Annotated in this window: 16 protein-coding genes and 3 tRNA genes; 4 read left to right on the top strand and 15 right to left on the bottom strand. The window is 64.6% G+C overall.

All coding sequences use genetic code 11. The annotated features are described in order from the left end of the window. Nucleotides 1-303: 303 nt before the first annotated feature. The 4 genes from G3I74_RS05945 to G3I74_RS15685 all read right to left on the bottom strand — a co-directional run bounded on the left by G3I74_RS05945 (nt 304) and on the right by G3I74_RS15685 (nt 7,430). Nucleotides 304-1,083: an NAD kinase gene (locus G3I74_RS05945; RefSeq protein ID WP_164210672.1), complete on the bottom strand. Its 780-nt coding sequence runs from the start codon at nt 1,081-1,083 to the stop codon at nt 304-306. Then, on the bottom strand, nt 1,080-6,041 hold the full coding sequence (locus tag G3I74_RS05950) for an NAD-glutamate dehydrogenase (protein ID WP_164210673.1): 4,962 nt from the start codon (nt 6,039-6,041) through the stop codon (nt 1,080-1,082). Before G3I74_RS05950 ends, G3I74_RS05945 begins: the two co-directional genes overlap by 4 nt. 82 nt (nt 6,042-6,123) lie before the next feature. Beyond that, nucleotides 6,124-7,287 carry an acyl-CoA dehydrogenase family protein gene (locus G3I74_RS05955; protein WP_164210674.1) on the bottom strand — a complete coding sequence of 388 codons (1,164 nt, stop codon included), beginning with the start codon at nt 7,285-7,287 and terminating at the stop codon, nt 6,124-6,126. After that, nucleotides 7,272-7,430 carry a hypothetical protein gene (locus tag G3I74_RS15685; RefSeq protein WP_203594581.1) on the bottom strand — a complete coding sequence of 53 codons (159 nt, stop codon included), beginning with the start codon at nt 7,428-7,430 and terminating at the stop codon, nt 7,272-7,274. Before G3I74_RS15685 ends, G3I74_RS05955 begins: the two co-directional genes overlap by 16 nt. Nucleotides 7,431-7,665: 235 nt before the next feature. On the opposite strand from G3I74_RS15685, the gene G3I74_RS05960 reads away from it, so the two are divergent. Next, nucleotides 7,666-7,752: transfer RNA gene (locus G3I74_RS05960), tRNA-Leu, on the top strand. Between the two features lie 131 nt (nt 7,753-7,883). Here G3I74_RS05960 and G3I74_RS05965 read toward each other — a convergent pair. From G3I74_RS05965 to G3I74_RS05995, 7 genes are all read right to left on the bottom strand, one after another. Further along, nucleotides 7,884-7,969 (bottom strand) — tRNA-Leu (locus G3I74_RS05965). Nucleotides 7,970-8,056: 87 nt separating this feature from the next. Continuing rightward, entirely contained in the window at nt 8,057-10,264 is a 2,208-nt protein-coding gene (locus tag G3I74_RS16185) for a M3 family metallopeptidase (RefSeq protein WP_203594582.1), read from the bottom strand. Between the two features lie 62 nt (nt 10,265-10,326). Continuing rightward, nucleotides 10,327-10,776, bottom strand: coding sequence for a tRNA adenosine(34) deaminase TadA (tadA, locus tag G3I74_RS05975; RefSeq protein ID WP_164210675.1), 450 nt, complete (start codon nt 10,774-10,776; stop codon nt 10,327-10,329). Then, nucleotides 10,773-11,720: a hypothetical protein gene (locus G3I74_RS05980; protein WP_164210676.1), complete on the bottom strand. Its 948-nt coding sequence runs from the start codon at nt 11,718-11,720 to the stop codon at nt 10,773-10,775. Before G3I74_RS05980 ends, tadA begins: the two co-directional genes overlap by 4 nt. Further along, nucleotides 11,720-12,688: a sulfotransferase family protein gene (locus G3I74_RS05985; RefSeq protein WP_275401492.1), complete on the bottom strand. Its 969-nt coding sequence runs from the start codon at nt 12,686-12,688 to the stop codon at nt 11,720-11,722. Before G3I74_RS05985 ends, G3I74_RS05980 begins: the two co-directional genes overlap by 1 nt. Before the next feature lie 5 nt (nt 12,689-12,693). Further along, nucleotides 12,694-14,523 (bottom strand): DUF6311 domain-containing protein, encoded by a 1,830-nt coding sequence (locus tag G3I74_RS05990; RefSeq protein WP_203594583.1) that lies wholly within the window; start codon nt 14,521-14,523, stop codon nt 12,694-12,696. Continuing rightward, nucleotides 14,520-15,476: a glycosyltransferase gene (locus G3I74_RS05995; protein ID WP_164210679.1), complete on the bottom strand. Its 957-nt coding sequence runs from the start codon at nt 15,474-15,476 to the stop codon at nt 14,520-14,522. Before G3I74_RS05995 ends, G3I74_RS05990 begins: the two co-directional genes overlap by 4 nt. A gap of 174 nt (nt 15,477-15,650) precedes the next feature. On the opposite strand from G3I74_RS05995, the gene G3I74_RS06000 reads away from it, so the two are divergent. Next, nucleotides 15,651-15,983, top strand: a complete 333-nt coding sequence (locus tag G3I74_RS06000; RefSeq protein ID WP_164210680.1) for a YegP family protein — start codon at nt 15,651-15,653, stop codon at nt 15,981-15,983. Between the two features lie 4 nt (nt 15,984-15,987). Here G3I74_RS06000 and guaA read toward each other — a convergent pair whose 3' ends face one another. Together guaA and guaB are read right to left on the bottom strand one after the other, a co-directional pair. Beyond that, complete coding sequence (gene guaA / locus G3I74_RS06005) at nt 15,988-17,565, bottom strand: glutamine-hydrolyzing GMP synthase (protein WP_164210681.1); 1,578 nt, start codon at nt 17,563-17,565, stop codon at nt 15,988-15,990. Between the two features lie 129 nt (nt 17,566-17,694). Then, nucleotides 17,695-19,152, bottom strand: coding sequence for an IMP dehydrogenase (gene guaB / locus G3I74_RS06010; protein ID WP_164210682.1), 1,458 nt, complete (start codon nt 19,150-19,152; stop codon nt 17,695-17,697). Nucleotides 19,153-19,277: 125 nt separating this feature from the next. Between guaB and mgtE the strand changes: the two genes are divergently transcribed. Beyond that, nucleotides 19,278-20,633, top strand: a complete 1,356-nt coding sequence (gene mgtE / locus G3I74_RS06015) for a magnesium transporter (protein ID WP_164210683.1) — start codon at nt 19,278-19,280, stop codon at nt 20,631-20,633. A 100-nt stretch (nt 20,634-20,733) separates the two neighbouring features. Here the strand turns inward: mgtE and G3I74_RS06020 are convergent, their stop codons facing one another. Continuing rightward, on the bottom strand, nt 20,734-21,429 hold the full coding sequence (locus G3I74_RS06020; protein WP_203594584.1) for a class I SAM-dependent methyltransferase: 696 nt from the start codon (nt 21,427-21,429) through the stop codon (nt 20,734-20,736). A 39-nt stretch (nt 21,430-21,468) separates the two neighbouring features. On the opposite strand from G3I74_RS06020, the gene G3I74_RS06025 reads away from it, so the two are divergent. Continuing rightward, a tRNA-Ser gene (locus tag G3I74_RS06025) sits at nt 21,469-21,561 on the top strand. A gap of 296 nt (nt 21,562-21,857) precedes the next feature. Here G3I74_RS06025 and cysN read toward each other — a convergent pair. Then, nucleotides 21,858-23,747 carry a sulfate adenylyltransferase subunit CysN gene (cysN, locus tag G3I74_RS06030; protein ID WP_164210684.1) on the bottom strand — a complete coding sequence of 630 codons (1,890 nt, stop codon included), beginning with the start codon at nt 23,745-23,747 and terminating at the stop codon, nt 21,858-21,860. Between the last annotated feature and the right edge of the window lie 4 nt (nt 23,748-23,751).

A 23,751-nucleotide genomic window follows, 5' to 3' on the forward strand; every position in this document is an offset into this window, starting at 1 on the left:
CCACCCACAGCGATGCCGACGGAGGCGACGGGGCGTCCGGCACCACCCGATCCATCTCCGTCCTCCGGCACCACCCGATCCCTCTCCATCCCCCCCAATGCCGAAGGAGGTCGCGGGGCGTCCGGCACCACCCGATCCGTCTCCGCCCTCCCGCACCACCCGATCCTTCTTCGTCCCGATACCGTCGGAAGCGGCGAGGCGTTCTCCACCACCCGGCCCTTCTCGATCCTGAAGCCGCCGGAGGCGGCGGGGCGTCCACCACCACGCGATCCATCTCCCTGTCCCCGATCCATCTCCACCCTCTTATCCGTCGGGAATCAGGAACTGCTCCTTCAGGATCCGCTCCTCCAGCGAATGTTCCGGGTCGAACAGCAGGCGCGGGCCGATCTTGCGGTCCAGCGACACCCAGACCCGGCTAACGTCACGCACCTCGTCGTAATCGGCCGTGGCGCTGACCGGGCGACGCTTTGGTTGCAGCACCTCCAGCTCGATCTCAGCCTTGGCCGGCAGAATCGCGCCCTGCCAACGCCGCGGGCGAAACGGGCTGATCGGGGTCAACACCACCGCTTCGGTGCCCAGCGGCAGGATCGGGCCGTGGGCCGACAGGTTGTAGGCGGTCGAGCCGGCGGCGGTGGCCACCAGCACGCCGTCGGCCACCAGCCGCTCCAGGCGTTCGCGGCCGTTGACCACGATACGAACATGGGCGGCCTGGTTGATCTGGCGCAGCAGAGAGACCTCGTTGAACGCCAGCGCCTCGAAGCGCTCGCCCGCCTTCGTTTCACAGACCATCCGCAGCGGATTGAGCGTGACCGCGCGCGCCGCGCTGATGCGTTCCGGCAAGTCTTCAGGGGCGTAGCGGTTCATCAGGAAGCCGACCTCCCCCAGGCGCATGCCGAAGACGGGGAGATCCAGCTCGGCGTGCTCGTGCAGGGTGTGCAGCATGAAACCGTCGCCGCCAAGCACAACCAGCACGTCGGCCTTTTCCGGGGCCACCCGACCGTATCGATTCTCCAGCTCGATCACCGCCTCGCGCGCCCCGGGATGCTCGCTGGCCAGCAAGGAGATGGCCGGCGCTACGGTCATTGCGCGGTGGCCTTGAGCAGCTGATCGATCCCGTTCAGCGCCACCTGCAACGACGGGTAATCACCGGCCGAGGTGTTGCGCATTTCCTCCAGCATCACCGCCACTCGGGCGGTCTCGGCCTGGTAGTCGCCGAACCAGGCCGCGACCGGATCGGCTTCTTCGCCTTTTTCGGCCAGTATCCGCCGGGTCAGCTGACGGTGATAACCATAAAGCGTATCGCGCAGATTGCCGCGGGCATGGGCGTGCCACTGCCGCTCCACCGGCAGCTGCTCGATCTGTGAACGCAGCCACTTCAGGCACAGCCGATCGATCAGGCCGAAGTAGATCGCCGCTACCCGACCGACGGGCAGATCCTGGCTGGCCGCCTCGTCGACAATGTCCAGCGACGGTTGCAGATAGCGGATCGCCGTGACTCGGGAAGCCAGATCTTCGGGGAAACCGTCTTCGACCAGCCCCTGGCGCCGCTCGGCCAGCTGGGCGCACAGTTCCTCGTCCAGCAGATCGGGCAGCTGGGCCTCGTACTCGGCCAGCCCCGGCGCGAAACGGTCGACCTTGCTCGAGATGTCAATCGCGCGGCCGCCGGGCAGCGCGATCAATCGACGCGTGGCCTGGCGCAGCAGGTTCCACATTTCCAGCACCGCCTCGGTCTGCTGCGCGGCCGGCACCTGGTTGTCCAGCGCCTCGATCCGGGCCCAGTAGTCGCGCGCCCGGAAAACTTCGCGCGCGACCGTGTAGGCCTTGGCCATGGTGGCCGAATCGGCGCCGGTGTCTTCGCGAATGCGGGTCGCGAAATGCGCCCCCATGCGGTTGACGATGGAGTTGGTCACTCGCGTAGCGATGATTTCGCGCCACAGGCGATGGCCGGGCATCATGTCGGCAAAGCGCTCGGTAAGCGGCGCCGGGAAATAGTCCTCGAGCTCGCGCGACAGGTAGGGATCCTCGGGCACGTCGGAGTCGAGCACGTCCTGATACAGCGTGATCTTGCTGTAGGACATCAGCAGGGCCAGCTCCGGCCGGGTCAGGCCGACCCCGCGGGCGACGCGCTCGCGCAGCTGCTCCTCATCGGGCAGGTCCTCCAGATCGCGATCCAGCACGCCCTTGCGGTCCAGCATGGCGATCAGGTGGGCCTCGGCACCCAGCCGGTTGCTGGTCAGGCTCTCCATCATGCTGATGGCCTGGGTCTGGAGATAGTTGCTGCGCAGCACCAGCGATGCCACCTCGTCGGTCATTTCGGCCAGCAGTTCGTTGCGCTCGGCCGGCGCCAGGCGGTCTTCCTTGACCGCCTGGTCAAGCAGGATCTTGATATTGACCTCGTGGTCGGAGCAGTCGACCCCGGCCGAGTTGTCGATGAAATCGGTGTTGAGCCGCCCGCCGGCCAGGGCGTACTCGATCCGCCCACGCTGGGTCAGACCCAGGTTGCCGCCCTCGCCCACCACCCGGCAGCGCAGGTCGCGCCCGTCGACGCGCACCAGGTTGTTGGCCAGGTCGCCGACGTCGGCGTGCGATTCGCCGGCCGCCTTGACGTAGGTGCCGATACCGCCGTTCCAGAGCAGATCGACCGGACTGGCCAGCAGCGCGCGGATCAGCTCGTGCGGCGCCATGCTCTCGGTCTCCACGCCCAGCCAATCGCGCACCGGCTGTGACAGCGGGATCGACTTGGCCTGGCGCGAGTACACGCCGCCGCCTTCGGAGATCAGCGCCTCGTCGTAATCGGCCCAGGTCGAGCGCGGCAGCTTGAACAGGCGCTCGCGCTCGCCGAAGCTCGCGTCCGGGTCCGGATCGGGGTCAAGAAAGATGTGCATATGATTGAAGGCGGCTTTCAGGCAGATCTGGCGCGAGAGCAACATGCCGTTGCCGAACACGTCGCCGGCCATGTCGCCGATGCCGACCACCGTGAACGGCTGGCGCTGGATGTCGGTGCCGAGCTCGCGAAAATGGCGCTTGACCGACTCCCAGGCGCCGCGGGCGGTGATCCCCATGGCCTTGTGGTCGTAGCCGTTGGAACCGCCGGAGGCGAAGGCATCGCCCAGCCAGAAGCCGTGCTCGGCCGAGATCGCGTTGGCGATGTCGGAGAACGTGGCCGTGCCCTTGTCGGCCGCGACCACCAGGTAGGGATCGTCGCCGTCGTGGCGGACGACGTCACGCGGCGGCTTGACGTCTTCCCCGTCGAGGTTGTCGGTGATGTCGAGCAGGCCGTTGATGAAACTTCGGTAGCAGTGAACCACCTCGGCCATGAGCGCGTCGCGGTCGTCGCCGGGCGGCGGCTGCTTGACCACGAACCCGCCCTTGGCGCCAACCGGGACAATCATGGTGTTCTTGACGCTCTGGGCACGCATCAGGCCGAGCACTTCGGTGCGGAAATCGGCCAGCCGGTCCGACCAGCGCAGGCCGCCGCGGGCCACGCTGCCGCCTCTGAGGTGGATGCCCTCGGTACGCGGCGAGTAAACCCAGACCTCGCGGTCCGGGCGCGGCCGCGGCAGATCGGGTACCCGGGTCGAGTCGAGCTTAAAGGCGACGTAATCGCGCGGCTCGCCGCGCCGGTCCTGCTGGAAATAGCCGGTGCGCAGAATGGCGCGTACCAGGTCGCAGAAAGCCCGCAGGATGCGATCCTGGTCGGCCGAGGCCACGCTGTCGAGCACGCGCAGAATGGTCTTGCGCACCAGCTTCGCACCCTCCTTGTCGGGCGCTGCATCCCGCGTGCAACAGACCTCTTCGAGGTATTCGCCCAGCACGGCGTCGTCGTAGCCGTCGGCCAGTTTCTTACAGTGGGTCTCCAGGGTGCGGCGGGCGGTCGCGCGCTGGGCTTTTCCTTCATGGTGGCGGGCCGGATCCAGGCGGCGCTCGAAATACTCGACCAGCAGGCGCGCGACCAGCGGCGACGAGGCCAGGGTCTGTTCCATGTAGGCCTGCGAGAACGGCATCCCGGTCTGGAGCAGATACTTGGCCAGGGCGCGCAGCAGGCTAGCCTGGCGCCAGTCCAGCTGGGCCAGCAAAATCAGGCGGTTGAATCCGTCGTTTTCGCAGCGCCCGCGCCAGATCTGTTCGAAGGCGGCCTGGAAATTATCGCGCACGGCGGCCAGGTTGATCTCCTGGCTGCCGGCCGGGTGCATATCGAAATCCTGGATCCACAACGGGTGGCCGGTCGCCAGCTTGAGCTGATACGGCCGCTCGGAAACGATCCGCAGACCCAGGTTTTCCAGCATCGGCAGTACTTCGCTGAGCGGAATCGGCTGGCCGTGCTTGAACAGCTTGAAGCGCAGGCTGTTGTCGCTGCGGTTGCCGTTATCGCCGCGCTGACGCGGTCGGTACAGGCTCATGCGCAGATCGTCCAGGTTGCGCAGGCTGGCCGCGTGGGCGACGTCATAGCTGGCCACGTGCGGCGAGACTTCTTCGGTATAGGAGGCCGGAAACGCCTCGCCGAAGCGCCGGCTGAGTTCCAATCCCTGGTCTTCGCCGTGTTCGCGCACGAGGATTTCAGCCAGTTCGTCGGACCAGGAACGGATTGCCTGCTTGATGCGCTGCTCGATGGCCTGCAGGTCGAATTCGACCGGTCCGTCAGCGCGCGGACGGACGATGACGTTGACCCGGGCGAGCTTGGACTCGCCGACCTGGACGGTGAAGTCCAGGCGCTCGCCCTTGAGCGATCGCTTGAGGATCGCCTGGATCTTTTCGCGGTTTTCGGTATTGAAGCGGTCGCGGGGGATGAACACCAGGCAGGAGAAAAAGCGGCCGAAGCGCTCGCGCCGGATGAACAGGCGCGTCTGGCTGCGCTCCTGCAGGTCGAGAATACCGGTGCCCAGCTCCAGCAGTTCATCGGCGCTGGCCTGGAACAACTCATCGCGCGGCAGCGATTCCAGGATGTGGACCAGGGCCTTGCCGGCGTGGCTGTTGGACCGCAGCCCCGAGGCCTGCATGACCTCTTCGACCTTGCGCCGGACCAGGGGGGTGTCCTGGCAGCGGCGGATGTAGGCGCCCGAGGTGAACAGGCCGATGATGCGCTTCTCGCCGGTCACCTCGCCGGCCTCGTTGAAGTCCAGCACCGAGATGTAGTCCATGTAGCCGCCGCGATGGACGGTGGACTTGGCGTTGGTCTTGGTGATGATGATCGGGTTGTCCGCGGTCTGGCGCTCGGCGCCGCGCGACAGTTCGCGCAGCGACCGGGTCGGCGCCGAGCGATGATCGGGGTGCATGATGCCCAGCCCGGTTTCGGGCAGCGCGCGCAACACCCGTTCGCCGTCGCGCTCTTCGATGCGGTACTCGCGGTAACCCAGGAAGGTGAAATGATCGTCGGCCAGCCAGATGAAGAAGTCGTGTGCCTCCCGGCAGGTGAGCTGTCCGATCCGGTCGTCCTTGCCGCCGAAATCCCGGGCGATGGCGCGGGCGCGCTCGCACATCGCCGGCCAGTCGGTCACCGCCCGGCGCACGTCGGCCAGGCCGTCGCCGATGCTTTGCTCGATTTCCGACAGGGTTTCGGGGTAGGACTGACGGTCGATCTGGACGTGCATCATCGACTCGCCGTTGATGTCGGTCTCGGCCGGACACATCTCCAGCCAGTGACCGCCCTGGTCGCGACGGATCCTGAGCACCGGATGGATGATCAGCTGGGCCGAAATACCCAGCCGGGTCAGCGCCAGAACGACCGAGTCGACCAGAAACGGCATGTCGTCGTTGATGATTTCGACCACGGTGTGCGGGCTTTGCCAGCCGTCACGCTCGCGCTCGGGGTTGTAGACCCGGACGCGCGCCGCGCCCGGCAGGCGCTGGCGGGCAAACTCGCGCATGCCGCGCGCCATGGCGGCCAGCTCTTCCACCCCCGCCTCGGCCAGCTCGGCCGGCGGCACTCGCTGCAAAAACGCATGCGCAAAGCCGGCGTCGGCCTCGCTACCGCCGCGCTCGATGATTTCCCGGCCGACAGCGTCGAGACGCTCGCGCTTGACCGCTTCTTCCGATGCACTCATGTCCAGCCCCGACTCTGGATGTTTTTGTTGTCGTGTCCGGCGGCCGATCCTCTCTCGTCCAACCGCCTTCTTGTTCTGCTGCCTAGCGCAAGCCCGTCTCGCTGCGGGCGATCACCATGCGCTGGATCTCGCTGGTGCCTTCGTAGATTTCCGTGATCTTGGCGTCGCGGAAATAGCGTTCAACCGGCATCTCCTTACTGTAGCCCATACCGCCGTGCAGCTGTACCGCCTGGTGGGCGATCCACATCGCGGCCTCGGAGGCAAACAGCTTGGCCATGGAACCGTCAACGGTAAAACGCGCCCCGGTCTTTTGTGCCTGCTGTTTGGCCCAGGCCGCGTGCAGCGTCAGCAGACGCGCCGCTTCCAGCTTGGTCTTCATGTCGGCCAGTTTTTGCTGGATCATCTGGAAAGTGCCGATTTCGGCCCCGAAGGCCTTGCGCTCGCGGGCGTAGCTCAGCGAGGCCTCATAGGCCGCCTGGGCGATGCCCACAGCCTGGGCGGCAATGCCGATGCGGCCGGCATCAAGCACGCCCATGGCGATCTTGAAGCCCTCGCCTTCTTCACCCAGACGATGCGCCACCGGGCAGCGGTAATCGGCCAGCTCGATCTCGCACGTCGCCGAGGCGCGGATGCCGAGCTTGGGCTCGGTCTTGCCGCGGCTGAATCCAGGCTCCTCGGTATCGATGATGAAGGCGGTAATACCCTTGGCCCCGGCCTCGGGCTTGGTCGAGGCAAACAGCACCAGGTAGCGCGCGTAAGGGCCGGAGGTGATCCAGGACTTGCGCGCGTTGATCAGGTAATGACTGCCGTCTTCGGACAGAACAGCGCGCGATTTCATGGTCGAGGCATCCGAACCCGACTGCGGCTCGGTCAGGGCATAGGCACCGATTTCCTCACCCGACGCGATGGCGCGCACGAAACGCTGCTTCTGGTCTTCGCTACCGTGCTTGAGGATGCCGTTGCAAAACAGCGAATTGTTGACCGACATGATGGTCCCGTGCGAGGCGTCGGCCGCGCTGACCTCGATCATCGCCAGCACGTAGCCAATGGTGTCCAGTCCGGCGCCACCGTAGCTGTCGGGGACTTCGATGCCCATCAGGCCCAGGTCGCCCATCTTGCGAATATTGTCCAGCGGGAATTCGGCCGATGCGTCCAGTTCAGCGGCAACCGGCGCGATCTCGTTGACGGCAAAATCCCGCGCAGCCTCCTGAATCATCTGCTGTTCTTCAGTCAGTTGAAAATCCATGCCTGTTCTTCATTGCAAAAACAGCCGCAATTATAACGGTCTGGCGGCGCCTTCCCGTGGACGACATCACCGGCGCACACCCCACCTTGTTCGTGCAAAAAACCCATCTGATCGGCAAAAGTGTGCTTGACATCTCGCTTCATGGTCGTAAAATGAGAATTCCGGACTGGGGGATCCCCCTTCCCCGCCGGGATCGTGGCCGAGGTTCCCCCCCTTGCCTCGGCCACACTTATCCCAAAAGGCGACCGTTGCGGCGGTCGCCTTTTGCGTGGTGGCGGCGGAGAAATGGATGACAAAAGCGCCCCGAATGCTTATAATGCGCGGCTTGCTGGATCAACTCCAGCGCATCGCGACACTGCCCACTCGGGCAGCACCTGTGCCCAGGTGGCGGAATTGGTAGACGCGCTAGCTTCAGGTGCTAGTATTCGTAAGAATGTGGGAGTTCGAGTCTCCCCCTGGGCACCACGATCCTGATTCCGCTCCCCTATCCCAGCACCTGAAGCGCAAGAACCAATATCGCAGCGGGGGCGGCTTTTCGCGCCAGCGAAATGAAGCCCGCGCGCAGCACCGCAGCTAGTCGCTAGTCGTAAGAATGCTGGTGCCGAGGAGAGGACTCGAACCTCCACGCCCAAAGGGCACCAGGACCTAAACCTAGCGCGTCTACCAATTCCGCCACCTCGGCAGGGGCACTTTTAAAGAATTTTAGCAGGGAACCAGGCGCCCCACCGGGCGCCCGGTGAACGGGCAGGTGTTGCAAAAAGCGAGCGCTTCAGTCCTCGATCAGGCCGCGGCGCTCGAGCAGCGGCTCGATGCCGGGAACGCGGCCGGCGAAGTCCTGGTAGAGCTCCATGGCCTCCTTGCTGCCGCCTTTGGACAGCACGGTATCGCGCAGGCGCTGGCCGGTTTCGCGATCCAGGCCACCGTTTTCGCGGATCCAGAGCACGCTGTCGGCGTCCAGCACCTCGGCCCAGAAATACGAGTAGTAGCCGGCCGAGTAACCGCCCATGCTGTGCGAAAAGTAAGGCGTGCGGTAGCGCGGCGGGACCGGGTCGTAATCCATGCCGGCCGCGGCCAGGACCTCGGCCTCGAACGCCATCACCTCATCCGGGCCCGGGACCTCGTCGGGGCCAAGCTGGTGCATGGCCATGTCGAGGACCGATGCGGCCAGGTACTCGGTGGTGCGGAAGCCCTCGTTGAACAGCGCGGCCTCCATCACCCGGTCGAGCAACTCCTGCGGGATCGGCTCGCCGGTCTCGTAGTGGATGGCGTAGTTGGCCAGCACTTCCGGCCAGTCGGCCCACATTTCATAGACCTGCGAGGGATACTCGACGAAATCGCGCGGCACCGAGGTGGCGGCAAAGGTCGGGAAGCGCACGTCCGAGAACAGGCCATGGACGGCGTGGCCGAACTCGTGGAACATGGTCACGACCTCGTCCCAGGTCAAAAGCGTGGGCTCGCCTTCCGGCGGCTTGGGGACGTTCAAGTGGTTGCCGACCACCGGATAGCCGCCGAGCAGGCCGGAGTGGACCCGGTAGGAGTTCATCCAGGCCCCGCCGCGCTTGGACGAGCGGGCGTAGAAGTCGGTGATGAACAGGCCCATGCCCTCGCCATCGGCGTCAAAAACTTCCCAGACGGTGGTGTCAGGGTGGTAGCTGGGCAGGTCCTCACGCTCGACGAAGGTAATGCCGAACAGTTTTTCGGCCGAATAGAACACGCCGTTGACCAGCACGTTGCGCATCTCGAAGTACGGGCGCACTTCGGCATCGTCGAAATCGAAGCGCTGCTGGCGCAGCTTTTCGGTGTAGTAGGCCCAGTCCCAGGAAGCCAGCTCGAACGGCTCTTCGCCGCTTTCTTCGGCGGCCTCGTCGATCAGGGCCTGCAGCGCCTCGCCCTCGCGCCGGGCGTTGGCCACGGCGATCGGACCGACCCGCTCGTGCAGCTCGTTGACGGTCTCGACGCTGCCGGCGGTCTGCTCTTCGAGCACGTAGTCGGCGTGGGTGTCGTAGCCCAGCATGCGGGCGCGCTCGGCGCGCAGCGCCAGGATCTGGCTGACGGTGGCAGTGGTGTCGTGCTCGTTGCCGCGGCTGCCGCGATCGAGCGAGGCGGTGTGCAGGCGCTCGCGCGCGGCCCGGTTGTCCATGGACGCCAGCGGCGGCTGACCCGAAGTATTGAGCAAGGTGATGACATAGTTGCCCTCGCCCTGCTCTCGCTCGACGGCCTCGCTGGCGGCCGACTCGATGCGCGAATCGCTCAGGCCGGCCAGCATGTCGACGTCGTCGTAGACCACGGCCGAGTCGTTGACCTCGGCCAGCACCTTCTGGCTGAACTCCGTGCCCAGCGCGGCCAGCTCGGAGTTGATCTCGCGCAGACGCGCCTTGCCGTCTTCGTCCAGCCGGGCGCCGGCGCGGACGAACTGGCGATACACGTGCTCGAGCAGGCGCAGCGACTCGGCGTCCAGCTCCAGCGAGTCGCGGTCCTCGTAGAGGGTCTCGATGCGGGCAAACAGGTTCGGGTTAAGCAGGATGGCGTCGCGGTGCGCCGCCAGCCGCGGCGAGACCTCGCGCTGGACGGCCTGCAGGTCGGGGTTGGTGTGGGCCCCGCTCAAGTTCCCGAACACGCGCTGCACGCCGGCCAGGGTCTGCCCGGCCCGCTCCAGGGCAACAATGGTGTTGTCGAAGGTCGGCGGCTCCGAGTTGTCGGCAATCGCCTCGATTTCCTGGATCTGCTCATCCATGCCCTGCTCGAAGGCGGGCAGGAAGTGCTCGTTGCGGATCTGATCGAACGGCGGCAGGCCGTAGGGCAGATCGCTGTCGGCCAGCAGCGGATTGATTTCTTCCGGCTCGGGGATGACGTCCTCGGGCTCGGCTTCGGTACCCATCGGCGCGGTCGGCGCTTCAGGCATGGGCGGTGGCTCGGACTCCGAGCAGGCGACCAGCAGCAGCGCTGCCGGCAAAGCTAACAAAAGGGTTCGGTTCACGGTTTCATGGGTCCATGCGAATCAACAAGCGGCAAATCATACCACCGGCAGGGCTTGCCCAATCAGCGCCGGGCCCGGAAGAAGGCGCGCAACATCGCGGCCGATTCTTCGGCCAGCACCCCGGACACGACCTCGCAGCGGTGATTCAACGCCGGGCTGTCGAGTACCCGGAAAACCGAGCGCGCGGCGCCGGTGCGCGGATCGTCAGCACCGTAGACCACGCGAGCGATGCGGGCCTGGACGATCGCGCCGGCGCACATCGCGCACGGCTCCAGGGTGACATAGAGGGTGGCGCCGGGGAGGCGGTAATTGCCCACGCGAGCCGCCGCGGCCCGGATCGCGATCATCTCGGCGTGGGCTGACGGGTCGTGGTCGCGGATCAGGGTATTGAAGCCCTCCCCCAGTACCTCGTCGTCGCGCACCAGCACGGCACCCACCGGCACCTCGCCGATGGCTTCGGCCTTGCGCGCCAGGGCCAAGGCGTGGTGCATCCAGTCGCGCTCGCTGTTCATCGGGCTGGCCGCCAATCCAGCGCGGCGTTCGCCAGCCAGACCGCAAATTCCATCGCCGTCGCGATCAGCCGCAGCCACAAAGCACTGACCAGGGCCGCTTCCGGCGACAGACCGGAGGCGAGAAAAACAAAAGCCCCCTCCCGTACGCCGATGCCGGCGGGAATCACCACCACCCCCTGACCAATGATGCGAGCCGCGGCATAGGCGCAGATCACCGACACCATGCCTGAAAGATTCAGCTGTTGATCGGCCTCGGCGACCGCCTGCCAAAGCGGAATCAGTGCCCCACCTTGCAACACTCCGACGAGGATGAACAAGGCGAACCCAACCGCCCACTGGCCCACCGACCCTTCGAACACCAGGTGCTGCCGCCATCGGGCCGGCAGCGGCAGGCTGCGCTGGGCGACGGCAAACAACGGGCGTGGCGCCAGTGCCCAGGTCAGCGCCGCGGCCAGGGCGGCGGCCAGACCAATCTTGGCCGTGGTGCTCAAGGATTGAGCTTGCGACAGCAACAAAGGCAGGCTGCCGATGGCCAAAACGGCGGCGCTGGCCGTCAGATGCATCTGGGCCAGCAAGTAGCTGCGCAGTGCAGGCGCCGGCGCAACCAGGTCGGCCAACCGGTCGCACAGGACAACGGCCGGCCAAACCTTGCCCGGAACATAGCGGCTGATGAATGACTGCATGAAGGCGGAAAAAAGCCCTCGCGGCCCCGCTGGCGTCACGGTCCCTGCATGAAAGCGCAGCATCCACCACCAGCCGGCCATCATGGTCAGCAACCACAGCAGACTGAGTGCGGCTGACAGCATGACCGCGTCCAGCCCCGGCACGACGGTCTGCTCGACCACAGACCCGCGCAGCTGCAACAAACGCTGGCTCAAAAAGCCCAGCGCCAGCGCCAGCAAGACGTAACCCAGCGCGCGCCTGAGCCAACGCCAGTGCGTCATCAGCGATTGACCGGCAGTGGTCCCAGCGTGCGCAGCGCCAGCTTGCGCCGAATCACGCAGGGGATGTAGCCAGTACGGTGGGTGGCGTAGTGACGCACTTGCGCTGCCAGGCCGACCAAACGCCGGGCCGCGAAACCGGATCGAGGGAGCCAGCCCGGCCGCAGTCCGCCGCCGGTCTGGCGCGCGTAGCCCAGCTCATCCATCAAATCACCGCAAATCGACTCGACCAGCGCGATCTGAGAGGAGTCAGTCCGGCTTTGCCAGGCATGGACCGAGCGCGCCGAAACCGGCTGCGCCAGACCGGCGTGAATCCCCTGGTAATAGCTGCCGTAAGCATCGGGTGCGCGTTGATGGTATTCGAGCATGGCCGGTTGAAAATCGAGGTCCAGAAAGGCACACACGCTTCGCAGCACGACCTCCGGCTCATTCACCAGACGCTCATAGGTAATGCGCAGCACCTCGTCGGGATGATCGCGTTCGAAATCCAGACCGGCAGCCACGTCATTCTTCCAGCGGCACGCGGCGTGGTACCAGGTCGAGCGATGCACCTCCGAGCGGACCAAAGAACTGGCGACAGCGCGCGGATCACGGACAACATGCACGAAGCGCGCTCCCGGAAAGTGCGTTCTCAGCAAACGCATATAGCGCACGAAGCGAGGGGTTTTCTGCCCCCAGCGCTGCTTTTGTTGGCGGTTCAGGTAGAGTCGGTGAACGCGGTCAACAAGCTGCGCAGCCGACCGACAATTGTTCAAATCAGCTGTGGTACAGGACAGTCCCCATTCCTTGAGCTCGTATTCTTTCGGTAACAGTCGCTGCAGCGCCGGCAGCGGCCGCCGTGCATTGAGATAATCAATGATGAACAGCGACTCCAGCGGCACGCCGACCAGTGAATGACTGTCGAGCATGGAACGCAATAGCGTGGTTCCGGAACGACCACAGCCGACTATAAAAAACGGAGCAGAAAACATCCGGATTATTTCGCCTGCCAGGGCTGCTGCTTGTCGGAGTGTCGCTCTGCTGACATTGTCCGGACGGTGGTGAACCAGTTGCCGGAAACAACCTCGAAGCCTTCCAGTGCATGGTAGCTCTCCGCCACAGCACGCAACTCTGCCCGTCGTTCGTCGGCTGGTGGCCAGGTATAGCTGTCCCAACGCATATGGAAATGGGGCACGACCAACACGTCGAAGTCCACCTCGTTGAGCAGTTGCGCGCGCTGCGCCGCGCTGGCTGATTGCGTCAGCCGCTCGCGCAGCGCCTCCGGCCAGGAAGCGACTGCCAGGCGGCGGGGCTTGTCGCCGGAGACGTTGAAGGTCCGGCATCCTGCACGCGCGCACAAGTAGGTCGAAAAAAACTCGTTGCCGTAGCGGTCACCGGCCACGAAGACCACGCGCTCACCTGGACTGACCAGCGTTGACAGTTCTTCGATTGCAGCGGAATCGAGCTGCCGGAAAGCGTTCGAAAAACCTTCGCTTAATGCCAGACGATGAGAAAAATCGGGAAAATACTCAGCAGCTACCCAGAGCAGCAGCGTGATGGCAACAGCATTGCCCGGGCGGCCGCGTCCAGTTAACTCCTGGAAAAAGAGCATCAGCATAGCCACCAGTCCTATGGCAACCAGGAGGTACCAACGCGAGACCGATCGCATATTGGAAAACGGCGCGATCTCGTAAACAAACGCATGGGGCAAACCCACCACCGCAGCCTCGGCGGGCATTCGATAGGTATCAAAGGTCACGGGGGCATCAGCAACACGGTCTTCAGCCACCGAGGCAATTTTCAGCGAAGGCCCGAGCGCCATCAGAAAGGCGGCCACCACTGAAACCAGCAAGACCATATGCAACGTATTTCGCCAGGGTCGCACCAAAATGACGAATCCCAGCAGACCCATCGCCAATCCGAGACCCAGGTAACTGTGAGCGGTCATCTCACCGTCGGTGTAAAAAAGCGCGGGCTCGAGAGCGCCGACACCCCACAGCGGACCCAGTGCGTACAACGCAGGATTTCGCGACAGAAAGGCCAAAAGATCGATACCCTGCCCGCGAAAATAGTCCATCGGCATAACCGCGTAATCCGCCCCGCCAGGAATGTATTGACGATAGAGAAAAACGGCGAGCAGTGCGGCGGCCAGCCAAACCAGGACACGAAGCACCTTAGACGGCCAGCTTGCGCGTGCGGCGGTCAGTAACTGCGCAATAGCCAGCCAGCCACCGAAGGTAAGCGCCATGACCAGACTGTAGGGCTCCTGGAACAGGGCCAACGAAAAAACCACCGCCAGCAACGCAAAAGCGAATACATGATTGTGTAAACGCCAAGCCACTAACTGGGCCCAAAGCACCGCCGGCAGCAGAGCAAAACCCCACAGCATGAGCGGGTAGCCACTCTTGGCAAAAACGATCGGCAGCGCAAGAAACAGGATCGAACCCGCCACCGCCAACCAGACATTTACGCCAATTGCGCGGAGAAACCCCTGGCTTCCCAGACCGGCCACATACAACACCAGCAACGAGGCCAGGTTCCATGCCGTGAGCAAATCAACCGGGGCCAGTCTGCGGATCAAACCAGCCACCTGCACCATCGGCAATCCATAGGTCAGCGCATGCTGCTCACCCAGCGAGGTCAGCGGGCAGTAAAACCAGGCGCCAGTCTGAGCAAAGCATTCGATCGCGCCCAGCGCCGGCAGCATCAGGCCCAGCGACATCAGGTGATCCAGCGGCCAGGTCCCGTAGAGCGGTGCCAGGGAAAGCACCGGCAACCCCAGTAGCGCCAGGAACCACAGTCCGGAATCAGAGGAGTCCCGGCTCAAATCTTCTTACCGGATCGATCATAGTCGTTACGAAGCATGCGCGAGCGAATCTGCTGCAGCAGCAGCCGGTTGGCGGCCAGCTGATCGGCCAGAAAAGCCACCAGCACGGTCTGGAAGCCAGCGATCAGCAGCACCGCGGCCAGGATCAGCGACTGGACATGGCCGTCACCCTCGCCCAGCAGCCAGTAGACCAGGAAACGCAGCCCGAGCAGCGCGCCGAGCAACAAGCTGACCGAACCGATCGCCGCAAAGAAACGAAACGGCCGATAGATCACGAAGATCCGCACGATCGTGATCATCGAACGCTTGATGTAAGACGGTATGCTCTTGACCAGTCGCGAGGGCCGCAGGTCGTCGTTGACCCGCACCGGCACCGAGGCGATGGCCATGTTGCGCTGGCCGGCCTGGATGATGGTCTCAAGCGTGTAGGTGTAGTTATTGAATACGTTGAGCTCGGTGGCCGCCGCCCGGCTGATGGCGCGAAAGCCCGAGGGCGCGTCGGGAACCTCGGTGTCGCTGGCCTTGCGCACCACCCAGCTGCCCAGCTTCTGCAGCTGCTTCTTGAGCCAGGAGAAGTGTTCGATATGGCTGATGGGGCGCTCGCCGATGACCAGGTCAGCCTCCTTGGCCACCACGGGCGCGACCAGTTTTTCGATATCGCCGCCGTGATACTGGTTGTCGGCGTCGGTGTTGACGATGACATCGGCGCCCAGCTCCAGCCCGCGCTCCAGACCGGTCATGAACGCCCGCGCCAGACCCTGGTTGCGCGTATGGCGAACCACATGATCCACACCGTGGGCGCGCGCGATCTCGGCCGTGTCGTCGCTGGACCCATCGTCGATGATCAGCCATTCAACGACATCACAGCCGGGCACCTCGCGCGGCAGTTCAGCCAGCGCCAGCGGCAGGGTTTCCGCCTCATTGAAGCAGGGAATCTGGATGATGAGTTTCACGAAATGTCAGCGCCCGAAGAGTTCACGGGAAAGTGTAGCCCATCCATCCAGCCGGACTGGATCGGCGATGAAAACATGCACTAATCAGGCTGGGAATTCCGACCGGAACGGATCATCATTGGCCCAGACACTGCTTCGGGGTGTCGGCTCACGTTCATCAACTAAGGAGAAAACATGGCTGGCAAATTCGAGATCTACAAGGACAAGGCCGGGGAATTTCGCTTTCGGTTAAAGGCCGGCAACGGCCAGAACATCCTCGGCAGCGAGGGCTACGGCCAAAAGGCCAGCTGCCTGAACGGGATCGAATCGGTCAAGAAGAATTCGCAGAACCCGGACCGCTTCGAATGCAACCAGACCGCCACCGGCAAATGGACCTTCAGGCTCAAGGCCAGCAACGGCCAGGTCATCGGCACCAGCCAGACCTATGCCTCGGAATCGGGCTGCCGCAACGGCATGAAGAGCGTGGCAACGCAGTCGGCAGACGCGAGCGTCGACGACCAGACCTGAGCGCTCACTCCCACTCGATGGTCGCCGGCGGCTTGCCGGAGATGTCGTAGACCACGCGCGAGACCCCCCCGCACTCGTTGATGATGCGGCGCGAAACGTGGTCTAAAAACGCGTGGTCCAGGTAGGCCCAGCGTGCGGTCATGAAGTCCACGGTCTCGACCGCGCGCAGCGCAATCACGTACTCGTAGCGGCGTGCGTCACCGACCACGCCCACCGACTTGACCGGCAAGAACACCGCGAAGGCCTGGCTGACCTGGTCGTACAAATTTGCCTGGCGCAGCTCGCTGATGAAGATGTGGTCGGCCTTTTGAAGCGGCTCGACAAACTCCGGCCGGACCTCGCCCAGAATCCGCACGCCCAGCCCCGGCCCCGGGAAGGGGTGGCGCATGACCAGCTCGCGCGGCAGGCCCAGCTCGATGCCGATGCGGCGCACCTCGTCCTTGAACAGCTCTCTCAAGGGCTCGACCAGCTTCAGGTTCATCTCCTCGGGCAGGCCGCCGACGTTGTGGTGCGACTTGATCACCTTGGCCTTGCCGGTCTTGGCCCCGGCCGACTCGATCACGTCCGGGTAAATCGTGCCCTGGGCCAGCCAGGCGGCTTCCTGGTGGGTCTTGGCCGCGGCTTCGAATACCCGGATGAACTCGCGGCCGATGATCTTGCGCTTTTCCTCCGGATCCGACACCCCGGCCAGCGCGTCCATGAACTGCTTTTGCGCGTTGACCCGCTCGACGCGAACGCCCAGGTGCTCGGCAAACGTGGCCATGACCTGGTCACCTTCCTGATAGCGCAACAGGCCGGTGTCGACGAAGATGCACAGCAGTTGATTACCGATCGCCTCGTGCAGCAGGGCCGCGACTACGGAGGAGTCGACCCCGCCCGAAAGGCCCAGCAGCACGGTATCCGAGCCGACCTGCTCGCGCACGCGCTCAAGCTGGTCGTCGATGATCGCCTCGGTGGTCCAGGTCGCGCCGCAGCCGCAGATCTCGTGGACGAAGCGCTCGAGGATGCGCTTGCCCTGGGCGGTGTGGGTCACCTCGGGGTGGAACTGCAGGCCGTAGTAATGACGCTCGTCGTCGCCCATGCCGGCAATCGGCGCTGACGGGGTGGTACACAGGGTCTTAAAGCCCAGCGGCAGCTCGGTGACCTTGTCGCCGTGGCTCATCCAGACTTCCAGCAGCGCCCTTCCATCGGCGTCGATGCGATCCTCGATGCCGCGGAACAGCTCGCCCGGCTCGTGCAGGGCCACCTCGGCGTAGCCGAATTCCTTTTCATCCGACGGGCTGACCGTGCCGCCGAAATGCGTGGCCATGGCCTGCATGCCGTAGCAGATCCCCAAAAGCGGCACGCCCAGCTCGAACACCACCGGCGGAATGCGCGGACTGTCGTCGAAGGCCACCGACTCCGGCCCGCCCGACAGGATGATGCCCGAGGCGGCGAAATCGGCAATCGCCTGATCGCCAACGTCAAACGGCATGATCTCGGAATACACCCCGATCTCGCGCACCCGACGCGCGATCAGCTGGGTGTACTGCGAGCCGAAGTCCAGAATCAGAATCCGGTCGGCGTGAATATCGGCCGTCATAGCGACAAAGCTCCTAAAGAAACCGCAGATGAACGCAGATCAACGCAGATAAAAACCAGAGAAATTCAAATCCGCGTTCATCTGCGTTCATCTGCGGTTCCCTTAAGTTTTTTGACCTTGGCAAGCCCATCAACCCAGCTTGTAGTTGGGTGCTTCCTTGGTAATCGTCACATCATGCGCGTGCGACTCGCGCACGCCCGAGGCGGTGATGCGCACGAAGCGCGGGCGGGTGCGCATCTCGTCGATGGTCGCGCAGCCCACGTAGCCCATGCTCGAGCGCAAGCCGCCCATGAGCTGGTGGACCACGCCTTCCATCGAGCCCTTGTACGGCACCCGGCCCTCGATACCCTCGGGCACGAGTTTTTCGGCCGAGGTGTCGGCCTGGAAATAGCGGTCCTTGGAGCCCAGCTGCATCGCGCCCAGCGAGCCCATGCCGCGGTAGCTCTTGTACGACCGGCCCTGGAACAGCTCGACCTCGCCGGGCGCTTCCTCGGTGCCGGCCAGCAGGCTGCCGATCATCACCGCCGAGGCGCCGGCGGCGATCGACTTGGCCAGATCGCCGGAAAAGCGGATACCGCCGTCGGCGATCACTGGCACCGACAGCTCTCTGAGCGCCTCGGCGGCGGCCGCAACGGCGGTGACCTGCGGTACGCCGACGCCGGCCACCACCCGGGTGGTGCAGATCGAGCCCGGTCCCTGGCCGATCTTGACCCCGTCGGCACCGGCCTCGGCCAGCGCCTGGGCGCCGTCGCCGGTCGAGACGTTGCCGCCGATGATCTGCACGTCCGGATAGTGTTGCTTGACCCAGCGGATGCGCTCAAGCACGCCGCTGGAGTGGCCATGCGCGGTGTCGACCACGACGATGTCGAGGCCGGCCTCGACCAGGGCTGCAATCCGGTCTTCGGTATCGCCGCCCGTGGCCACCGCCGCGGCGACCAGCAACTGCTCCGAACTGTCCTTGGCGGCGTTGGGGAAATCCTTGGACTTCTGGATGTCCTTGACCGTGATCAGACCCCGGAGCTCGAAACGCTTGTTGACCACCAGCACCTTCTCGATGCGATAGCGATGCAGCAGCCCGAGCACCTCTTCCTGGCTGGCACCCTCCTGGACCGTGACCAGCTTGTCCTTGCGCGTCATGATGTTGCGTACCGGATCGTCGAGGCGGGTCTCGAAGCGCATGTCGCGGCTGGTGACAATGCCGACCAGCTCGTCGTGGTCGACCACCGGCACGCCGGAGATGTTGTGCAGGCGGGTCAGGTCGATGACCTCGCGGATGGTGGTGTACGGGCTGACCGTGATCGGGTTCTTGATCACGCCGGCCTCGTATTTCTTTACGATGCGGACCTGCTCGGCCTGGTGCTCGATGGACATGTTCTTGTGGATCACCCCGACGCCGCCGGCCTGGGCCATGGCGATCGCCAGGCGGGCCTCGGTGACGGTGTCCATGGCCGCCGAGGCCAGCGGCACGTTCAGGCGCAGATCGCGGGTGATGCGGGTCGACAGGTCGACGTCGCGCGGCAGGATATCGGAGTAGGCCGGCACCAGCGAGACGTCGTCAAAGGTCAGGGCTTCTTCGATCAGGCGCATGGCAAATCACTCCGGCAGGTCAATTTCCCATTATAACAGTCAGCCCCGATTGGCCGGCTTGCTACCATACTCACGCATAGCCGGCAGCAGCCTATCGGCTCTCCACTCACCCGAGGACGCAATCCATGGCAGAAAAAGGCGCAATCATCGAGCTCGTCGCCCTGATCCGCCTGGAGCGGGCCGAGGAAATGGCCGAGAAACTCGAGGAGATGGCCGTCCAGGACATCGCCGATGCCATGGGCGAGCTGGAAGCCGAAGAGCGCATCGCGGTGCTCCGTACGCTGCCGCCGGAGCGCCGGACCGACACCTTCTCCTACCTGACCCCGGGCCTGCAGCGCGAGGTCATCGACAGCCTCGAGCAAAACGAGGCCCGCCGGCTACTCAGGGAAATGGTGCCCGACGACCGCACCGCGTTCCTGGAAAATCTCGAGCCCGAAGATCTCGAGAACTTCCTGAAACTGCTCAGCCCGGACGACCTCAAGCAGTCGCTCAAGCTGCTCGGCTACCCGGAAGAATCCATCGGCCGACTGATGACCCCGCGCTTCGTCGCCGTGCGGCCGACCTGGACGGTGGCCCGGGCGCTCGACCATATCCGCCACGAAGCCCATCGAGGCGAGACCATCAACTTCGTGTTCGTCACCGACGCCCGCGGCCACCTGCTCGACGCGGTCAAGCTCAAGGATTTCATCCTCGCCCGCCAAGACGCCAAGGTCGAGACCCTGATGGACGAGGAGTACTACTCCGTCCACGCCGCCGCCGACCGCGAGGAGGCCGTCCAGGTCATCCAGCGCTACGACATCAACACCCTGGCGGTAACCGACAAGAACGGGGTCATGCTCGGCATCGTCACCGTCGACGACATCATGGACGTGGCCGAGCAGGAAACCACCGAGGACTTCCACAAGCTCGGCGGCACCGGCAGCCTCAACGTTTCCCTGCGCGAGGCCTCGGCCGGCTTTCTGTACCGCAAGCGCATCGGCTGGCTGCTGATCCTGGTGCTGGTCAACCTGGTCTCCGGGCTGTCGATCGCCCTGTTCGAGCCGGCCATCGAAGCGGTCATCGCGCTGGTATTCTTCCTGCCGCTGATCATCGCCGGCAGCGGCAACGCCGGCAGCCAGTCGGCCACCCTGATGGTGCGCGCCCTGGCCACGGGTGATGTCGAGGCCAAGGACTGGCTGAAAATGTGGGGCAAGGAATTTGCCGTCGCCCTGGGCCTGGGCCTGACCATGGGTGTGGCCGTGGCCGCGGTCGGCGCCTGGCGCGGCGGTCCCGAGCTGGGCCTGGAGCTGGCGCTGGTGGTCGGCCTGGCGATGCTGGCGGTGGTCATCATGGGCGCGATGATCGGCGTGCTGCTGCCGTTCATCCTGCAGCGGCTGAACATGGACCCGGCCACGGCCAGCACCCCGCTGATCACCTCGGTAGCCGACGTGCTGGGGATTCTGGTTTACTTTTCGATCGCCAGTGCGATTTTGAGTTTTTAGGGTTCAGGGTTCAGGGTTAAGGTTTCGGGAAAAGCAGATAGGAAACTACCTGAACCCTGAACCCTGAACCCTGAACCCTGAACCCCGAAACCTGAAACCTTTACCCCCGAACCCATTTAAAAAACCGCATCGGCGGAACGTTCAGAGCTTCAACCTCGATATCCGGCTGCCCCAAGACTTCGCGCCCCATGCGGCCGACGTGGCCGCGGAACTGGTAGGCGACGAATACCCCGCCGGGCGCCAGGCGGTCGCGGACGGCCTCCAGCACCGCGTTACCGATCTGGCGCGGCATGGTCGAAAAAGGGATGCCGGAAACGACCGCGTCCGGTGCGGGCAGATTGTGCAGATCAAGAATCTCGCCAAGCTCGGCCGCGCTGCCAGTATGCGAGATCAGGCGCGGGTCGTCGATCTCGGACAGCAGCTCGGCAAAGCGGGCGTCGAGCTCGATCGTCAAAAGCTTCGCGTCGGCCGGCATCCCCGCCAGCAACGCCCGCGTGGTGCCGCCGGTTCCGGGACCGAGCTCGACCACGCAGCGCGCCTGCCCCACCCCGGCCAGCCGCACCAGGCGCTGCTCCAGGAAACGCGAACTCGGCACCACCGAACCCACCTGCTCCGGACTGCGCAGAAAACCGCGGAAGAACGCCACCACACCGCTGCCGCGGTGACTGCGTTCACGTTGAGGTTCCTCGAGCATCCAGCGCGCCTGCTGACTAACAATCCGCAGTCTAACACCGCGAAAGGGTTTACCTGAAACCCCACAAACGGTATCCTTGCGGGCTTCGATGGAAAACGGCATGCGCCGATGCCATCGAACGGATGCGACAATAAGTCTTACGGAGAGGTGGCCGAGTGGCTGAAGGCGCTCCCCTGCTAAGGGAGTATGGGGTTTGTAGCCTCATCGAGGGTTCGAATCCCTCCCTCTCCGCCATCATCAAAGAAAGCCCGCCGCGCGCGGGCTTTTTTGATGATCGCTGCGAGGGAGGATCGATTCAACCCCTGCGGTTCGAACCGAGCCGAAGGCGAGGACGATGCGGCGCAGCCGCACCCGAAGGGCAAGCGCCGCAGGCGCGCAGTCAATCCCTCCCTCTCCAAGCACGCTGTTTCCAAAGAACCTGCCTCTAGCAGGCTGGAGATCCCGGCTCTTTGGCCGGGATGACAGGGCCAGCGCGGATTATTTTAGCTATTCCGGGCTCGGTTAGCACAAAAGTCTGGGACTGTGCCTGGTCAACCCTTTGCGTGGTCGCCGAGAATCACCCGCACCAGTTCCTCCGCCAATTCCTCCGCCCTCGCCTCCACCGTCTTCAGCACCATCTCGGCGTTTTCCGGCACCTCGTACGGCGCGCTGATGCCGGTAAAGTTCGGAATCAGGCCGGCGCGGGCCTTGGCGTACAGGCCCTTGACGTCGCGCTGCTCGCAGACCTCCAGCGGGGTGTCGACGAACACCTCGATGAACTCGCCGTCAGGGAAACGCTCGCGCACCATGCGCCGCTCGGAGCGGTAGGGGGCAATGAAGCTGACCAGCACGATCAGGCCGGCGTCGGTCATCAGGCGGGCGACCTCGCCGACCCGGCGGATATTTTCGATCCGGTCGGTCTCGGTGAACCCTAAGTCGCGGTTGAGCCCGTGGCGGACGTTGTCGCCGTCGAGCAGGTAGGTGTGGTGGCCCAGGGTCAGGAGCTTTTTTTCGGCCAGGTTGGCAATGGTCGACTTGCCCGAGCCCGACAGACCCGTCAGCCAGACGCACTTCGGCACCTGGCCTTTCTGGCGGGCACGCACGCTTTGATCGACATCAACCGCCTGCCAGTGGACGTTCTGGGCGCGCCGCAGGGCATAGTCGATCACCCCGGCCCCGACCGTGCCGTTGGTCTGGCGGTCGATGATCACGAAGCTGCCCAGGTCGCGATTGAGCGCATAGGGCTCAAACGGGACGGCGCGGTCAAGTTCCAGATCGACCCGGGCGACGGCGTTGAGTGAGAGCTCGCGCGCGGCCAGCTCCTCCTGGGTATTGACGTCGATCTGGTGCTTGATCTCGCTGACCCGGCCGCCGACCACGCTGGTGCCGGTCTGGATCCAGTAGTTGCGCCCGGGTTTGAGCGGCTCGGCGTCCATCCACAACAGATGCACGCCGAACTGGTCGGAGACCTCCGGCGGATCGGCCGCCGCGGCCAGCACGTCGCCGCGGCTGACGTCGATTTCCTCGGTCAACTCGACGATCACGGACTGGCCGGCAAGCGCCTGGTCGACCGTCTCGGACCCCACGTGCAGCCCGGCGACAGTCGAGCGCCGCCCCGAGGGCAGTGCCACGACCGCATCGCCGACCTTCAGCGGCCCGCCCAGCAGCGGTCCGGCAAAACCGCGAAAGTTCTGATTCGGGCGACATACCCACTGCACCGGCAAACGGAACGCGCCGTCGGGGGCCTGGCCCTGCTCTGCCGCGGCCGCCTCCAGCGCCGCCAGCAGACTCGGGCCCTTGTACCAGGGCGTGTTGAGCGAGCCCTGGATGACGTTGTCACCATCCAGGCCCGAGATCGGAATGGCCGTCACCCGCGCGATGCCCAGTTGATCGGCCAGGAAGCGGTAGTCGGCCACGATTCGCTCGAACACGGCGCGATCAAAGTCGACCAGGTCCATCTTGTTGACCGCCAGCAGCACGTGGTCGATACCCAGCAGCGAACAAATGTAGCTGTGCCGCCGGGTCTGGGTCAGCACCCCTTTGCGCGCATCGATCAGCACCACCGCCAGCCGCGCGGTCGACGCACCCGTGGCCATGTTGCGGGTGTACTGCTCGTGCCCGGGGCAGTCGGCGACGATGAACTTGGCCGCGTCGGTATCGAAAAAGCGGTAGGCGACGTCAATCGTGATGCCCTGCTCGCGCTCGGCGGCCAGGCCATCGACCAGCAGGGCGAAATCCAGCTTCTCGTTCTGGGTGCCGTGGCGCCGACTGTCGGCTTCCAGGGTCGCGAGCTGATCGGCGAACAGGCGCTTGGAGTCATACAGCAGCCGGCCAATCAGCGTGCTCTTGCCGTCATCGACGCTGCCGCAGGTAATAAAGCGCAGCAGGGGTTTGGTTTCGTGGGTTTCCAGGCGCGCCTGGACGGGGGATAGGGTCGTCATTGCA

Origin of the sequence: Wenzhouxiangella limi, assembly GCF_010499265.1 — a bacterium.
Lineage (GTDB): Bacteria > Pseudomonadota > Gammaproteobacteria > Xanthomonadales > Wenzhouxiangellaceae > Wenzhouxiangella > Wenzhouxiangella limi.

Excerpts from the sequence above, each read along its gene's own strand:
- G3I74_RS06000 (WP_164210680.1), top strand. The coding sequence starts at position 15,651 with ATGGCTGGCAAATTCGAGATCTACAAGGACAAGGCCGGGGAATTTCGC.
- G3I74_RS05945 (WP_164210672.1), bottom strand. The coding sequence starts at position 1,083 with ATGACCGTAGCGCCGGCCATCTCCTTGCTGGCCAGCGAGCATCCCGGG.
- guaB (WP_164210682.1), bottom strand. The coding sequence starts at position 19,152 with ATGCGCCTGATCGAAGAAGCCCTGACCTTTGACGACGTCTCGCTGGTG.
- G3I74_RS05950 (WP_164210673.1), bottom strand. The coding sequence starts at position 6,041 with ATGAGTGCATCGGAAGAAGCGGTCAAGCGCGAGCGTCTCGACGCTGTC.
- G3I74_RS05955 (WP_164210674.1), bottom strand. The coding sequence starts at position 7,287 with ATGGATTTTCAACTGACTGAAGAACAGCAGATGATTCAGGAGGCTGCG.
- G3I74_RS05980 (WP_164210676.1), bottom strand. The coding sequence starts at position 11,720 with ATGACGCACTGGCGTTGGCTCAGGCGCGCGCTGGGTTACGTCTTGCTG.
- G3I74_RS15685 (WP_203594581.1), bottom strand. The coding sequence starts at position 7,430 with ATGAAGCGAGATGTCAAGCACACTTTTGCCGATCAGATGGGTTTTTTG.
- mgtE (WP_164210683.1), top strand. The coding sequence starts at position 19,278 with ATGGCAGAAAAAGGCGCAATCATCGAGCTCGTCGCCCTGATCCGCCTG.
- cysN (WP_164210684.1), bottom strand. The coding sequence starts at position 23,747 with ATGACGACCCTATCCCCCGTCCAGGCGCGCCTGGAAACCCACGAAACC.
- G3I74_RS05985 (WP_275401492.1), bottom strand. The coding sequence starts at position 12,688 with ATGTTTTCTGCTCCGTTTTTTATAGTCGGCTGTGGTCGTTCCGGAACC.
- G3I74_RS06020 (WP_203594584.1), bottom strand. The coding sequence starts at position 21,429 with ATGCCGTTTTCCATCGAAGCCCGCAAGGATACCGTTTGTGGGGTTTCA.
- tadA (WP_164210675.1), bottom strand. The coding sequence starts at position 10,776 with ATGAACAGCGAGCGCGACTGGATGCACCACGCCTTGGCCCTGGCGCGC.
- guaA (WP_164210681.1), bottom strand. The coding sequence starts at position 17,565 with ATGACGGCCGATATTCACGCCGACCGGATTCTGATTCTGGACTTCGGC.